At 44.4% G+C, this 13099-nt stretch carries 15 protein-coding genes; 13 read left to right on the plus strand and 2 right to left on the minus strand.

All coding sequences use genetic code 11. From position 1 onward, the window contains the following. Positions 1–371: 371 nt before the first annotated feature. The 13 genes from V1358_RS14645 to V1358_RS14705 all read left to right on the plus strand — a co-directional run bounded on the left by V1358_RS14645 (position 372) and on the right by V1358_RS14705 (position 10293). A complete protein-coding gene (locus V1358_RS14645) occupies positions 372–929 on the plus strand; it encodes a sigma-70 family RNA polymerase sigma factor (protein ID WP_347389927.1) in 558 nt (185 codons plus the stop codon). Continuing rightward, on the plus strand, positions 922–1581 hold the full coding sequence (locus V1358_RS14650; protein ID WP_347389926.1) for a ChrR family anti-sigma-E factor: 660 nt from the start codon (positions 922–924) through the stop codon (positions 1579–1581). Before V1358_RS14645 ends, V1358_RS14650 begins: the two co-directional genes overlap by 8 nt. Further along, the gene (locus V1358_RS14655) at positions 1581–2531 is read left to right on the plus strand and encodes a YbgA family protein (protein WP_347389925.1); all 951 of its coding nucleotides are present in this window, start codon (positions 1581–1583) and stop codon (positions 2529–2531) included. Before V1358_RS14650 ends, V1358_RS14655 begins: the two co-directional genes overlap by 1 nt. Next, complete coding sequence (phrB, locus tag V1358_RS14660; protein ID WP_347394008.1) at positions 2531–3922, plus strand: deoxyribodipyrimidine photo-lyase; 1392 nt, start codon at positions 2531–2533, stop codon at positions 3920–3922. The genes V1358_RS14655 and phrB overlap by 1 nt, the downstream gene beginning before the upstream one ends. After that, positions 3915–4343, plus strand: a complete 429-nt coding sequence (locus V1358_RS14665) for a nuclear transport factor 2 family protein (RefSeq protein ID WP_347389923.1) — start codon at positions 3915–3917, stop codon at positions 4341–4343. The genes phrB and V1358_RS14665 overlap by 8 nt, the downstream gene beginning before the upstream one ends. Further along, the gene (locus tag V1358_RS14670; protein WP_347389922.1) at positions 4340–5047 is read left to right on the plus strand and encodes an SDR family NAD(P)-dependent oxidoreductase; all 708 of its coding nucleotides are present in this window, start codon (positions 4340–4342) and stop codon (positions 5045–5047) included. Before V1358_RS14665 ends, V1358_RS14670 begins: the two co-directional genes overlap by 4 nt. Further along, positions 5044–6300 carry an NAD(P)/FAD-dependent oxidoreductase gene (locus V1358_RS14675; RefSeq protein WP_347394009.1) on the plus strand — a complete coding sequence of 419 codons (1257 nt, stop codon included), beginning with the start codon at positions 5044–5046 and terminating at the stop codon, positions 6298–6300. The genes V1358_RS14670 and V1358_RS14675 overlap by 4 nt, the downstream gene beginning before the upstream one ends. 58 nt (positions 6301–6358) lie before the next feature. Beyond that, a complete protein-coding gene (locus tag V1358_RS14680; protein WP_347394066.1) occupies positions 6359–7072 on the plus strand; it encodes a DUF1365 domain-containing protein in 714 nt (237 codons plus the stop codon). Continuing rightward, positions 7072–8337 (plus strand): class I SAM-dependent methyltransferase, encoded by a 1266-nt coding sequence (locus tag V1358_RS14685; RefSeq protein WP_347394010.1) that lies wholly within the window; start codon positions 7072–7074, stop codon positions 8335–8337. Before V1358_RS14680 ends, V1358_RS14685 begins: the two co-directional genes overlap by 1 nt. Continuing rightward, positions 8309–8815, plus strand: coding sequence for a DUF2878 domain-containing protein (locus V1358_RS14690; protein ID WP_347389919.1), 507 nt, complete (start codon positions 8309–8311; stop codon positions 8813–8815). Before V1358_RS14685 ends, V1358_RS14690 begins: the two co-directional genes overlap by 29 nt. 62 nt (positions 8816–8877) lie before the next feature. Beyond that, the gene (locus V1358_RS14695; RefSeq protein ID WP_347394011.1) at positions 8878–9381 is read left to right on the plus strand and encodes a chalcone isomerase family protein; all 504 of its coding nucleotides are present in this window, start codon (positions 8878–8880) and stop codon (positions 9379–9381) included. Then, entirely contained in the window at positions 9378–9896 is a 519-nt protein-coding gene (locus tag V1358_RS14700) for a DUF3833 domain-containing protein (RefSeq protein WP_347394012.1), read from the plus strand. The genes V1358_RS14695 and V1358_RS14700 overlap by 4 nt, the downstream gene beginning before the upstream one ends. 121 nt (positions 9897–10017) lie before the next feature. Further along, positions 10018–10293 carry an HU family DNA-binding protein gene (locus V1358_RS14705; RefSeq protein ID WP_347389916.1) on the plus strand — a complete coding sequence of 92 codons (276 nt, stop codon included), beginning with the start codon at positions 10018–10020 and terminating at the stop codon, positions 10291–10293. 310 nt (positions 10294–10603) lie between these two features. Here the strand turns inward: V1358_RS14705 and ilvN are convergent, their stop codons facing one another. Together ilvN and V1358_RS14715 are read right to left on the minus strand one after the other, a co-directional pair. Beyond that, positions 10604–11104: an acetolactate synthase small subunit gene (gene ilvN, locus V1358_RS14710; RefSeq protein ID WP_347389915.1), complete on the minus strand. Its 501-nt coding sequence runs from the start codon at positions 11102–11104 to the stop codon at positions 10604–10606. Beyond that, entirely contained in the window at positions 11104–12828 is a 1725-nt protein-coding gene (locus V1358_RS14715) for an acetolactate synthase 3 large subunit (RefSeq protein ID WP_347394013.1), read from the minus strand. The genes ilvN and V1358_RS14715 overlap by 1 nt, the downstream gene beginning before the upstream one ends. Positions 12829–13099: the final 271 nt, after the last annotated feature.

A 13099-nucleotide genomic window follows, 5' to 3' on the forward strand; every position in this document is an offset into this window, starting at 1 on the left:
TATATCCGCTTTGTTATTGAAAATAAATACAAAACCTCCATAATTTAGCAAATGTCCTTTGAACATCCCTTCATCCTATTCCATACTAAATACAGTCATTGATCGTCCAAAGACGAGTTTATTTTCAGACAACTTTGTCGTGTTGGCACTTAGCATAGATGTTTATGTATTCTAATAAGTTAGTGGATCTGTAAGTTGCATCAGAAATTAAAAAATAAGTGATCTGCAACGTACTCTTTGACGTAAAGAGTATTAATAAATCACTGGTGAGGTAGCAGATGGCTTTGCAATCAGCTTTTACAGCGACGAAAGAGCCGCAAAAAAGGTTTGCTTGTCAAACAAGCGGCGACAACAAAAGTGAAGGACAAAGTATGACTTCGACAGAGCATCTCGGTGATGCCTTGGTAAAGGTTGCAAACCAACGCGACAAGGCCGCGTTTGCTCAACTTTTCGAGTACTTTGCCCCTAAAATCAAGCGCTTTGGTATAAAGCAGTTCAACAACGAAGCGTCAGCAATGGAGTTAGTTCAAGACACGATGACGTCGGTTTGGCGCAAAGCGCACTTATATCATCCGAGCAAAGGAGCGGCGACGACCTGGGTCTACACAGTTATGCGTAATGCATCTTTCGATGCGCTTCGCAAAATCCGCTCCAATAGAGAAGATACGTTGAGTGAAGATATTTGGCCAATGATACACGCCGACGATGATGACGCGGTATTTTCTGACCATTTGGAATCTAAACTCCTCAAACAATATTTGGACATGTTGCCTGCAGCACAACAAGAGGTTGTGAAGGGCGTGTATTTGCAAGAAATGTCACAAGAGCAGTTAGCAAAGCAGTTAGGCGTACCAGTCGGGACAGTGAAATCACGGTTACGACTCGCGCTCTCAAAGTTAAGAATTCACATGGGAGCTGACCATGATTAAGTTTCACCCAAATCTAGAGCTACTGACGCAATTCGTGCAGGGCACATTACCTGCATCTTTGAGTGTAGCTATCTCGGCGCATCACGAAATGTGTCCCAAATGCGCTAAGCATGTTGCAGACATCGAGGCAAAACAAGCCGACAACGTATTCGATGACACGCAACAAGAAGCTGCGCCATCTCTAGACGATGTGTTTAGTTCGATGATGACCGATATCGTCGCTGACGCTGACATTGATGAGTTCGCGATAGAGAGTCGCAAAGAATTAGCGTTTGGCGAGCGCAAGGTGACTTTACCACGTTCTCTTAGCCACATAGGGATGTCGCGTTTTGTTCAAGCCGGAAAGCTAGCACGTTCTCGTTTAGATTTAGATGAAGGCAGCATTCGTACGAGCTTACTTTACATTGCGCCTGGCGGCAGCATCCCTGAACATACGCACACAGGTTTTGAGCTAACCTTATTACTTGACGGTACGTTCAGTGACGAACATGGCGAATATGTACCAGGCGACTTTATATGGCTTGACCATGAGCACGACCACACACCGATGACTGAAAATGGGTGTCTGTGTTTGGCAGTGGTTAACAGTGCACTGCACTTCAACAAAGGCTTAAGTAAGTTATTGAACCCAATAGGTGAGCTTATCTACTAATGAGTAACGACGTTAAAATTGGTATCAGTGCTTGTTTAAGTGGCGAGAAAGTAAGATTCGATTCTGGCCACAAGCGCTCAAACTTTTGCATGGATGAACTTGCAAGGCACGTAGATTACGTGCCTTTTTGTCCTGAAGTTGCTATCGGTTTACCCATCCCCCGCCCAACTATCCGCCAAGTGCGTAAGGGTGACGTGATCACAGTATGTCGCCCCGATGGTACAGGCGAAGTGGGCGACAAACTTACCGAGTACGGCCAGCGCATCGCGAAAAACTATGGCGACAAATTAGATGGTTTTATTTTTTGTGCTAAAAGCCCAAGTTGTGGCATGGAGCGCATAAAAATATATAACGAAGCAGGGACTGGAAACACGTCGGAAGGAGTTGGTTTTTTTGCACAGCAAATTATGGAACATAACCCATTACTGCCGTGTGAAGAAAACGGTCGTTTAAATGATATGCACCTGCGTGAGAACTTCGTTATGCGGGTTTACGTGTATCACAGTTGGCGCAAATTGAGCGAAACGCCTCTCACACCGCACCGACTCACTCGCTTTCATGCCATGCATAAATACCTGTTGATGAGCCACAACTATCAAGCCTATCGTGATTTAGGACGTTTACTGGGTTCACACGAAGGGCAAAACTTTGAAGAGATTGCGCAGCAGTATATTGCTGGGCTTATGAAAGCGCTTAAAAAGCCTGCATCTCGAAAGGCACATACCAACACGCTGATGCATTTACAGGGGTATTTTAAACAGCAACTAAGCAGTGACGAAAAACAAGAACTGCGTGCTGCTATTGAAGACTACCGCCAGGGGTTGGTGCCTTTGTACGTGCCTTTAACTTTGCTCAAACACCACCTCACTGTGAATCCGAATCCCTATTTGGCACAGCAAGTGTACTTCAACCCGCACCCTAACGATTTAAAATTACGATACGGTATTTAATGAATCCAGTTTTTTGGTTTAGGCGCGATTTGCGCCTTTATAGTAACGAAGCCCTGATAGATGCCATAAACAGTGGTGCAAAGCATGCGCTCTTTGTTGTCTCGACACAACAGTGGTCTGGTCACGATATGGCTGCGATGCAAAAGGACTTATTACTGCGTCGCGTCAACTATATCGGTCAAGCACTCAGTGAATATGGAGTAACCCTACATATTCTTGAAGTACCTTTATTTAAAGATATTCCCGGTGAGTTACAGAAACTCTGTGAACAACATAGCTTTTCACATGTATTTGCCAATCGCGAGTATGAAGTAAACGAGCTAGAACGAGATAAAGCATGCGCTAACAGTGGTATCAACTTGGTGTTATATGATGGTGATGTCATTGCCAAGCCTGGAACTGTCACGACCAAAAGTGGGGAAATGTTTAAGGTTTTTACTCCTTTTAAACGAGCATGGTTAAGTCAATATGAGTGTGAGCAGTTTACACTGCCGCAATGGCCATTAACCGAAGGCGCAGAGCCAGTGAATTGGCAGACCCCTACATGCCTAAAAGGAGACGGTAGCTCACACAAATGGCCTGTTGACGACGAGGCGCTTAGCTCTATAGTGACGCGCTTTATTCACGATAAGTTTGCCAAATACCACGACTATAGAGATTTTCCCGCAATTAAAGGCACTTCAGGCCTGAGTCCGTATCTCGCACTCGGTATCGTCAGTGTGAAACAGCTGTTGGTTAACGTTCAAAGCCAATACCCGGATGTTTTACAAAGCGCCAAAAGCAATCTTTTTAGTTGGGTTAACGAATTGATTTGGCGTGAATTCTATCGCCATCTTATTTGCGCCTTTCCTAATCTATGCAAGCATAAAAATTTTAATACTAAATATGATTCATTGCAGTGGCAGCAAGACGACCATCACTTTGAAGCATGGTGTGAAGGGCGAACAGGCTATCCGCTTGTTGATGCGGCCATGCGCCAATTGACCCAAACAGGCTGGATGCACAATCGCCTGCGTATGGTTGTGGCTAGTTTTTTGACCAAACACCTACTTATTGATTGGCGCCGCGGAGAAGAGTTCTTTATGCGTCATCTAATCGATGGTGATTTAGCGTCAAACAATGGTGGTTGGCAGTGGGCCGCAAGCACAGGATGTGACGCACAGCCTTATTTTAGAATCTTTAACCCGATAACCCAAAGTGAACGCTTTGATCCAGAGGGCGAATTCATTCGTAAGTTTCTACCAGAGTTAGAAAATATCCCAACTAAGTATATTCACTTTCCGCACCAGTATTTGGCTGCAACTGCCTCGAAGAGTTATTGGCCGGCAATAGTGGATCACAAAGCGGCACGTGAACGTGCATTAGCAAGGTTTAAGGTGACTGATGAGTGAACGCGTTGAACAATTCGTAGCTATGTATCAAAGGCTGGACAAAAACAGCTTGTCTCTTCTTGATGACATCTATGACAAAGATATCCATTTTATGGACCCGCTACATGAAGTACGTGGCCTTGATAGTTTGTATAAGTACTTTGCAAATATGTACGCCAACGTCAGCAGCTGTGCGTTCAATATCAGTGAGTTTTATGAGCTTGATGAAACGGCGTTTATTTACTGGACGATGACCTACCGTCACCCGCGTATTAATGGTGGACGAGAGGTTGAGGTTAAAGGTCACAGTTTATTGCGCTTCGCCAACGATAAGGTGATATTCCATCGTGATTATTTCGATGTAGGTGAATTGCTTTACAGGCGTTTGCCAGTGATAAATAAGCTCATCAAAATGATTGACAAGCGGGCAGGTTCATCATGAACGTATTGATAACAGGGGCAACATCGGGTATCGGCGAGGCACTCGCGCTGAAGTACGCAACAGATGCACATGTGTTTGCCTGCGGCCGTTCACAAGACAAGCTTGATGAACTCGCACAGCACGACAATATCACAGCGGTACGTTTTGATATCACCGACTTGGCAGATATAAAGCAGCAAGTCGAGTCGCTCCCAGAGTTCGATATCGTTGTGCTTAACGCTGGTAGCTGTGAATACATAAACGACGCTAAACATTTCGATAGCGCTTTGTTTGAGCGCGTCATTAAAGTGAACTTGATAAGCCTAGGTTATTGCTTGGAGGCTATGCTGCCCAAAATTAAATCTGGCGGTCAACTTGCTATTGTTTCGTCGAGTGTCACCTATCTGCCGCTAACGCGCAGTGAAGCTTATGGCGCATCCAAAGCGGGGGCAACGTATTTAGCCAAATGTTTAGAAATCGACCTACCTGATATTGATGTCAGTGTTGTGCATCCGGGTTTTGTAAAAACGCCGCTCACAGACAAAAACGACTTTCCTATGCCCATGGCTATAACTGCTGAGCAAGCAGCACAATACATGTATAAAGGATTGAAAAAGCGTCACAAAGAGATTCATTTCCCGAAAAGGTTTACCCTATTTTTGAAGTTACTGCGGGCGTTACCGTGGTTTATTTGGTCAAAGTTAGCAAAAGGAATGGTGCGGTGAAAGAAATCGCAATTATTGGTAGTGGTATTGCTGGATTGACCAGTGCGCACTTACTCGCAAAGAAACACAAAGTTACAGTGTTTGAAAAAAATGATTACATCGGCGGACATACCGCTACGGTTGACGTTGAAATGGACGGCGAAACCCTTGCTGTCGACACTGGGTTTATTGTCTTTAACGACAGAACCTATCCATATTTTGAAAAATTACTGAGCGCAATTGGCATTAACAGGAAACCCACACAGATGAGTTTCAGTGTTCACAACCTAGATACTGGGTTTGAATACAACGGCCATACATTTTCAACTTTATTTGCCCAAAGGCGTAATATCTTGCGTCCTAAATTTTGGCATCTATTGTGGCAGATTGTGCGCTTCAACCGTATCTGCAAAGACATTTATCACAGCGGTAGTTACCAAAAAGGCCTCACTCTTGGGCAGTTTTTAGACCAACACAAGTTTAATGATTTCTTTCGTAATCATTACATTTTGCCCATGGGGGCGGCAATCTGGTCAACGTCTATTAAAAAAATGAATGATTTTGGTATCGAATTCTTCATTCGCTTTTTCTACAACCATGGTCTGTTGGATATTACTAATCGCCCTCAGTGGTATGTAATTCCTGGCGGATCGCGCGAATACATTGCGCCACTTACCGAACAGTTCAAAGACAACATTGAATTGGGCGCTGACATTGCCAAAGTGCAAAGAAGCAATGGCAAAGTGCAGATCCATTTTCAAAACGGTGATCAACAAGAGTTTGATGACGTGGTGTTTGCCTGTCATTCAGACCAAGCTCTTGCTTTATTAGCAGACCCTACAGAGCAAGAAAAGCAAGTGCTAGGCGCTATTCCTTATACGCCTAACTCGGTGGTGTTGCACACCGATGCGACGTTATTACCGAAGAGGAAAGCGGCATGGGCGAGTTGGAACTACCGCTTAGATAACAACACTGAGCGTGCCGCGGTAGTGACTTATCAAATGAACATTTTGCAAGGCATTGAGTCAAGCAAACCCCTTTGTGTGACACTGAATTGTGACGACGCTATTGATGACAACAAAGTGCTACGTAAATTTACGTATCATCATCCAGTCTTTAATAGCGAAAGCTTAGCAGCGCAACAACGCCGCGATGAAATAAATGGCCACAACAACAGCTATTTCTGTGGTGCCTATTGGTATAACGGTTTTCATGAAGACGGTGTGCGCAGTGCTGTGGATGTGGCTAAACTTTTAGGAGTCAACTTTGAGTAGTGCCGAGGCGCCAATCAAGATTGAAACCGAGTTAGACCATACTTGGCACAGTGCCATTATGCTAGGTGATGTGCGTCATCGCCGATTTACTGTGGCATCACATAAGTTTAATTACCCGCTCTACATGATGTGGGTGGACTTGGCACATCCTGAACAGCTCGACAATGTTCATCCTCTACTCGGAACGGGTAGAGGCAAATTGCTACGATTCAAGGAAAGTGACTATGTGCCATTTCAACAAGGTGATGTTAAAGAGCGAGCGATTAAACAACTGCACACACTCAATGACAGTATTGAAGTTGAATCTGTGTATTTGCTAGCGCAACTACGTTGCTTTGGGGTGTATTTTTCGCCTGCCAATTTTTACTTCTTTAAAGAGGTCGGAGCGACAAGCTTTTCCTACATGATGGCGGAAGTAAGCAACACTCCTTGGAACGAAAGGCACTTTTATTTAGTTGATTTGCATACTAAAGTGAACTTTAAGAAGAGTTTCCACGTATCTCCTTTTATGAATTTGGATATGCATTATCACTGGGTTGTTAAAGTACTTTCTCGGTCCTTGCTTATCCACATTGAGAACAAACGTCAGGACGAACTTCTTTTCGATGCGACCATGCGCTTGCAACGTCAAATGTTAGACAAAAAAGCCGTGAGTCAGCTGCTCAAACGCTTCCCGGCAATGAGCTTAAGCATCGTCAAAGGGATCTACTGGCAAGCAGTGAAATTATTTTTAAAACGAGTGCCTTTTTACGCTCACCCTGGGAATAAATGATGGATAGAGTTACTGAGGTTAAAGTCAGCCCAAACCTTAATTGGCGAACTAAGTTAGCGAAGAAGTTAGTTTTCGGCGCCTTGAATACCATAGAGCATGGTTGTATCGAGGTTCATCAAAGCAATGAATCAGTTACCTATTTTGGTGATCAGTCATCTCAGCTCAAGGCTGTAGTCAGCGTGGTTGACCCTAAGATGTATCACGCCTTTGCGTTTTCCGGCAGTATAGGTGCCGCGGAGTCATACATTGAAGGGCATTGGGAATGCGATAATCTGACACGCCTAATCGAGATTTTTGTGCTCAATCAGGATCAGCTTGACGCTTTTGAAGGCCGTTTTGCGCTGGTAAGTGGACTAATTTACCGCCTTAAACATTTACGCAATAAAAACAGTAATAGTGGCTCCAAGCGTAACATTGTTGCTCACTATGATTTAGGTAACGAGCTGTATGAGTCATTTTTGAGTGACGAGATGCTGTATTCATGCGCTGTGTATCCGCAACAAGATGCAAGCTTGGAGCAAGCGCAACAACACAAACTTAAATTGATTTGCGAACGAGCGCAGCTCAAAGACGGTGACCAAGTAATTGAAATTGGCACAGGTTGGGGCGCTTTTGCAATCTATGCTGCAAGTCATTACAACGTTCATGTCACGACAACAACCATTTCTGAAGAGCAGCATGATTATGTAGCCAAGAAGATTCGTGATCTGGGTCTCGAAGACAAAATCACTTTGTTAAAGCAAGACTATCGTTTACTTGAGGGCAAGTACGACAAACTCGTGTCTATCGAAATGATTGAGGCGGTCGGTCATGAGTATCTCAGTGGGTTTTTCAACAAGTGTAATAGCTTGCTCAAAGATAATGGTGCGATGTTGTTACAAGCGATCACTATCAACGACCAACGTTACAGTACTTACATCAAACAAACCGATTTTATTCAACAATATATATTCCCAGGCGGCTGCTTGGTGAGTATCGATGAAATGAGCCGTCATTTGCGCCATGGTACAGAGTTGGTGATGCACGAACTGCATGACATTGGCTTGCACTATGCACGTACTCTCGCTGATTGGCGTGAACGCTTTGACAAAGCATGGCCGCAACTTCAAGGGCAGAAGTTTAATAAAGCCTTCTATCGATTGTGGCATTATTACTTGGGGTATTGTGAAGGGGCATTTCGTCAACGCGCAATAAGCACCGTTCATTTGGTGGCTCGCAAACAAGGATTTAAGAGTAATGACACCGACATTGCGCTTAGTTACTAACTTTGTTCTATTTCAAAGCAGCTGGTGGGCTGCTTTTTTTTTCCAAAACAATGCTGTGCCGGTCATGCTGGCGTTGGCAGCGATCATGTTTTGGATGTCTCAGGTCCGCAAAATCGATCTGTATCTGTGTGCGACCGTGGTGATTGCCTGTGCATTAGAAATTGCTGCAAACCAGCTAGGTCTGATGAGCTTTTCAACCCCCTTGCTGCCGCTGTGGTTATGTATACTTTGGCTATGCTTGCTCTTAACTATCAATCAATCACTACGTTTTATTAATTCCTTGTCTTTTTGGCAATGTTTTGCCCTGTGTTGGGTGGCGGCTCCGTTCAGTTACCTTGGAGCGGCGAAATTTGGCGTTCTCACCATTAACTATCCATGGTGGCAGTTCTATCTTATTTACGGCGCGATGTGGGCGGCGACCTTTTCAGTAATAGTCATGATCAATAGGCGCATGCTTAACGTATTGAACACAGACTAATTAGTATTAACGACCTTACCATGTTTGCATACATGCGATGGCGATGCTGTGAGGAATTATTAATGAGAACACTCCTGTTACTTTTAGCCCTGTGTTTGAGTGTCAGTACTTGCGTTCGCGCGAGTTCATCTGACAGTGACATGGTTGCTGTTGGAGAGGGCGTTATGACGTATATGTTCTGGGATGTGTATGCAGCCAAGCTATATACACCCAGTGGTGAGTACCAGTTTGGTCAGCACCCCATGCGTTTAACGCTTACTTATTTACGTGATTTCAAGGCAAAAGACATTGTTAAAGCCACCAAAGATCAATGGCGTCATTTAGGTAAGCCGGAACATGTGCAAGCTTATGGCCCGGTTATTGAAGACCTGTGGCCGGATATTCGCAAAGGGGACTCACTGAGTTATGAAACAAGTGCTGAGGGGGTAGGCGCATTTTATTTCAATGGCGAACTCCTCACAGAGATAGAAGACAGTAACTTCAGTGATGCATTTACTGCTATCTGGCTATCTCCTGATACCAGTGAGCCAAAACTTAGAAAACAATTGATAGGAGCTAGCGAATGAAACATGTGTTGCTAGGAAGCTTGTTATTATTACTGTGTGCGTGCAGTGCTTCCATTGAAGATTATGAAGGGACTGAACCAAAATTTGATTTTAGAACTTTCTTCGATGGAGAGTTAGTAGCCTACGGAATAGTGCAGGACTATTCGGGCATGGTGACGCGACGATTCAAAGTCGACATGCAGGCCACTTGGCAAGGAAACTTGGGCACTATCGACGAGCAATTCTACTATCAGAACGGGGAAGTCGGTGAGCGCATATGGAAAATCACGCTCAAGGACGACGGCACACTGACAGGTGAAGCTGGGGATGTGATTGGTACTGCCAAAGGTATTACTCGTGGTAACGCTTTTAACTGGCAATATACACTGGAAATCCCTTATGATGGGGATACCATGGAAGTGGACTTAGACGATTGGATGTATCTTGTCACCGAAACAAGGTTGATCAACCGCACGTCTATTGTTAAGTTGGGTATGGAAGTTGGCGAAATCACGTTAGTTATCGAGAAACGTTAACAAATAAGGCGTTTCAGCGAATTTTTTTCATAAAAATGTGTGGTTTGCAGTTGCCAAGTTAATAAAAATACTTAAATATAGGTCTTGCTAAGGCAAAAAAATAACGAATAGGAATCAAACAATGAATAAAGCTCAATTAGTCGAAAAAATTGCCAACGATGCTGAAATCTCAAAAGCAGCGGCTAGCCGTGCGTTAGATGCATTTACTGGTGCAGTAACTGACTCTTTGAAAGACGGTAACTCTGTAGCGCTAGTAGGTTTCGGTACTTTCTCTGTAAAAGAGCGTGCTGCTCGTACAGGTCGTAACCCACAGACAGGTGCAGAAATCCAAATCGCGGCTGCAAACATTCCTAGCTTCAAGCCAGGTAAAGGCCTTAAAGATTCAGTAAACGCGTAATTTACCGAATTTTGATAAAAAGGGCCGAGAGGGCCCTTTTTTTATGTTTGTAACTTTCTTGAAGCGTAAAATAGTCGATTCCGTCAGCACCACGGTACTAGTCGCACACCTTTAAACATCACAAATACCACATAAAGATACATGTCGTGGGCATAATCACTTTCGAATATTTAGTTCACCACAATCATATTGGCATATCTGTGTAATAGACCCATCTACGATTTAGGTTAATAGAGAAGCGTGTAGGGCCCAGAGTGAGCCTCAGCCTTTTAACTGCAACAGCAATCAAAAGGCTAATCACGATATGAAATTAGCCACCCTTAAGTGCTTTGTCACCGCGGCCCAAGCCAATTGCGCCTGAACGCACCATTTCAATGATGTCGGTCTCATGACGTAAGGTGTCGAGGAAAGACTCTAATTTCTCAGTGCTCGCCGCTAATTGCAGTGAATAGCTTATACGGCCCATGTCTAAAATGGCGCCGCCAAAGACATCAACAACACGCGTCACCGCAGCACGGGTTGTCTCATCTTGGGCCACCACTTTCACTAATAACAATTCACGTTCGATGTGACTTTGCTCGGTTAAATCGATAACTTTAAGTACATCAACCAGCTTGTTTACTTGTTTAAGAATTTGCTCAAGTACGCGGTCGCCGCCTTTAGTAGTGATAGTAATACGTGACAGTGAATCATCATCAGTTGTGCCAACGGCAAGGCTATCTATGTTATAGGCGCGCTGTGAAAACAAACCCACGATGCGTGACAACGAACCTGGCTCGTTCTCTAATAGGATTGAAAGTATACGACGCATTATGCTTTTACTCCTTTTTTCAGCCACATATCATCAACTGCACCTAGTTTGATTTGCATTGGATATACATGCTCGAGTTCATCGACACGCACATCTAAGAACACTAATCGGTCATTAATAGACATCATTTTCTCGATTGCAGCATCGAGTTCATTGGGATGATCAACGCGAATACCGACATGGCCATAGCTTTCTGCCAATTTCACGAAGTCAGGCAAAGATTCCATGTACGAAGAGGAGTGGCGACCGCTGTACATCATGTCTTGCCATTGACGAACCATACCCAAGGAGCGGTTATTTAATGACACGATTTTGACCGCTAAGTTATATTGCAAGCAGGTTGAAAGCTCCTGAATATTCATTTGAATCGAACCATCACCCGTAACGCAGATAGATTCTTTGTCTCTAAAGGCTAACTTCACGCCCATTGCCGCTGGTAACCCAAAACCCATGGTGCCAAGACCGCCTGAGTTGATCCATTGACGAGGGTGTTTGAAAGGGTAGTACTGTGCAGCAAACATTTGATGTTGACCAACGTCTGAGCTGATGTAGGCATCACCATTAGTGGCTTGGTACAGCTTCTGAATAACCGTTTGCGGTTTGATTTTTTCTTCACCTGGGGTGAAGCTCAGGCATTTTTGCTCGCGCCAACTAGTAATTTGGCGCCACCAATCTTCTTGTGCGTCTCGGTCAATACCTTGAGAAGATTTTGCAATGGCTTCTAGCAGTTGGTCGAACACTATGTCTAAACTACCCACAACAGGAATGTGGGCACTAATGGTTTTTGAAATAGATGTCGGGTCTACGTCAACATGCACTATGGTCGCATCAGGACAAAACTTCTTCACATTATTGGTAACACGGTCATCAAATCGTGCGCCCAACGCTAAAATAACATCAGCATGGGCCATTGCTTTGTTTGCTTCTAAGGTGCCGTGCATCCCTAGCATCCCAATGAAATTAGGGTGCTCACCGCTGATCCCGCCTAAGCCCATTAGCGTGTTTGTACAAGGAGCATTAAGGGTTTCCACCAGCTCCGTCAGTTTGTCGCTGGTATTGGAGAGGATCACACCACCGCCTGAATACACCACTAATTTCTTCGCCCCTAGAATCGTGCTCACTGCTTTTTTAATTTGTTTGGGGTGACCTTTTGAACTTGGGTTGTACGTACGAATAGTGACTTCATCAGGCATAACAAAGTCAAATTTTGTCGCGGGGTTAAGGATATCTTTCGGGAGCTCTACAACCACAGGGCCAGGGCGTCCAGTACTTGCAATGTAAAAGGCTTTAGCCAGTATGGTTGGGATATCTTGCGCACTGCGGCAGTTAAAACTGTGCTTTACAATAGGGCGTGAGCAACCCACGATATCTGTTTCTTGGAAAGCATCATCTCCGATAAGGTTACTGGGCACTTGGCCCGAGATAACCACCATGGGGATCGAGTCCATGTAAGCAGTAGCAATACCTGTAACGCAGTTTGTGGCACCGGGGCCTGAGGTGGCAAGGACAACACCGACTTCGCCAGTGGCGCGAGCGTAGCCATCAGCCATGTGTGTTGCAGCTTGCTCGTGGCGAACGAGAATATGCTCGATATCCTCTTGCTCAAATAATGCGTCGTACAAGTCTAAGACTGACCCCCCAGGGTAGCCAAAGATATAATTTACTCCAAGTTTCTTCAATGCGGCGACAACTAGCTCCCCGCCGTTGAATTGCTGCTTACTCATCCTCATTCCTCAAAAAAAAACCCCCGCATAAAGTGCGGGGGTTGTTTCGCTTATTTGAAAGCTCACGCATGCCCCGCGGTCTTTGAAAAGACCACCACGAGGATCACTACGAGAACTGACATTGTTGACATGTTATACCCAAAGGCCCTGTGGCCTGTGTGCTTAAAAAACGTTAACCCTATTGTTAATTTTTTAGACAACTAATGTCAACCGTAAAAATTAATTTTTTAGATAAGTTATTCGTGAAATTAATTAATAGTTACGCTGTGAG

Origin of the sequence: Pseudoalteromonas pernae, assembly GCF_039831865.1 — a bacterium.
In the GTDB taxonomy this organism is placed as follows: Bacteria; Pseudomonadota; Gammaproteobacteria; order Enterobacterales; family Alteromonadaceae; genus Pseudoalteromonas; species Pseudoalteromonas pernae.

Coding starts and splice junctions, on each gene's coding strand:
- V1358_RS14655 (WP_347389925.1), top strand. CDS start 1,581: ATGAGTAACGACGTTAAAATTGGTATCAGTGCTTGTTTAAGTGGCGAG.
- ilvN (WP_347389915.1), bottom strand. CDS start 11,104: ATGCGTCGTATACTTTCAATCCTATTAGAGAACGAGCCAGGTTCGTTG.
- V1358_RS14715 (WP_347394013.1), bottom strand. CDS start 12,828: ATGAGTAAGCAGCAATTCAACGGCGGGGAGCTAGTTGTCGCCGCATTG.
- V1358_RS14695 (WP_347394011.1), top strand. CDS start 8,878: ATGAGAACACTCCTGTTACTTTTAGCCCTGTGTTTGAGTGTCAGTACT.
- V1358_RS14670 (WP_347389922.1), top strand. CDS start 4,340: ATGAACGTATTGATAACAGGGGCAACATCGGGTATCGGCGAGGCACTC.
- V1358_RS14650 (WP_347389926.1), top strand. CDS start 922: ATGATTAAGTTTCACCCAAATCTAGAGCTACTGACGCAATTCGTGCAG.
- V1358_RS14685 (WP_347394010.1), top strand. CDS start 7,072: ATGGATAGAGTTACTGAGGTTAAAGTCAGCCCAAACCTTAATTGGCGA.
- V1358_RS14680 (WP_347394066.1), top strand. CDS start 6,359: ATGCTAGGTGATGTGCGTCATCGCCGATTTACTGTGGCATCACATAAG.
- V1358_RS14645 (WP_347389927.1), top strand. CDS start 372: ATGACTTCGACAGAGCATCTCGGTGATGCCTTGGTAAAGGTTGCAAAC.
- V1358_RS14690 (WP_347389919.1), top strand. CDS start 8,309: ATGACACCGACATTGCGCTTAGTTACTAACTTTGTTCTATTTCAAAGC.
- V1358_RS14705 (WP_347389916.1), top strand. CDS start 10,018: ATGAATAAAGCTCAATTAGTCGAAAAAATTGCCAACGATGCTGAAATC.
- phrB (WP_347394008.1), top strand. CDS start 2,531: ATGAATCCAGTTTTTTGGTTTAGGCGCGATTTGCGCCTTTATAGTAAC.
- V1358_RS14665 (WP_347389923.1), top strand. CDS start 3,915: ATGAGTGAACGCGTTGAACAATTCGTAGCTATGTATCAAAGGCTGGAC.
- V1358_RS14700 (WP_347394012.1), top strand. CDS start 9,378: ATGAAACATGTGTTGCTAGGAAGCTTGTTATTATTACTGTGTGCGTGC.